At 35.0% G+C, this 840-nt stretch carries 1 protein-coding gene; it reads right to left on the bottom strand.

The features are described from left to right. Positions 1-22 precede the first annotated feature (22 nt). On the bottom strand, positions 23-840 hold an 818-nt coding region (locus A9G32_RS13035), incomplete at its 5' end, for a T6SS immunity protein Tli3 family protein (protein ID WP_065640665.1).

Raw genomic sequence — 840 nt, 5'->3', positions numbered from 1 at the left:
GATAGTATTGCTAACATCATCATTACCTTTCCGCCCCAACCTCACAACGTATTTTGTCCCAACCTTGATAAGGTTCAGGTTTTAGATTTTTTATTGAATTTACCCGTAATTGATATTCTTTATTATTGAGCATTTTTTTATAAGCACCAAACTTAGAGCCATCTCTAACTCTTTTATCAGAAAATGCCGCTGATGGGTAAAAAATCTGAAAATTCCAAAGACCATTTTCATAATCAAAATCACGATAATTATGTGAAGCCCCAAATATTACCTCACCATTTTTTAAAACAAAATAGCCGGTATTACCTGAAACACTAATAGGCTCATTAGACTTAGTAATTGAATCATAAATTGCTTGAATTGGCGAATCATCCACCCCAATAAAATAATCAACTTCTTCTCCTGGTACAGCTGCCATTGGGGAAACCATCGCTTTTATAAAATGTCTGCCACCATCGACTGAAAAAACAAAATCGGACAGATCATTGGTGGGAATAGCAATATACTGTTTGCCAGGGTTATAGTAGTTAAATTTCGGTAAATGATAAGCTGTATAAAATCGTTTGGTAATTAAGGTATGAATATTATTTTTATCATCATGATACCAAATCAATCCACTGCAGTTTTCGCCTTGTAACTCTAAATAACGATCAGCGTCATAACGATAAATCACCTGCCGCTTTTTACTGACATAATAAAAGGAATTTTTAACAACAAATCCATTATTGGTTACATAATAAAAGAGTTGATAGCCTTCTTTAGGTAAGGGTTTAGGCCGCATAAGTGGCATTGGCTCGGTGGAGGGGAATGGCGCAAAAGTCGATAAAATCACGACCAAAA

Source organism: Gilliamella sp. Gris3-2, from assembly GCF_001690345.1.
GTDB classification, from domain to species: Bacteria; Pseudomonadota; Gammaproteobacteria; order Enterobacterales; family Orbaceae; genus Gilliamella; species Gilliamella bombi.
The sequence above is the reverse complement of the archived record's forward strand: the minus strand, read 5'-3'. Positions and strand labels throughout refer to the sequence as shown.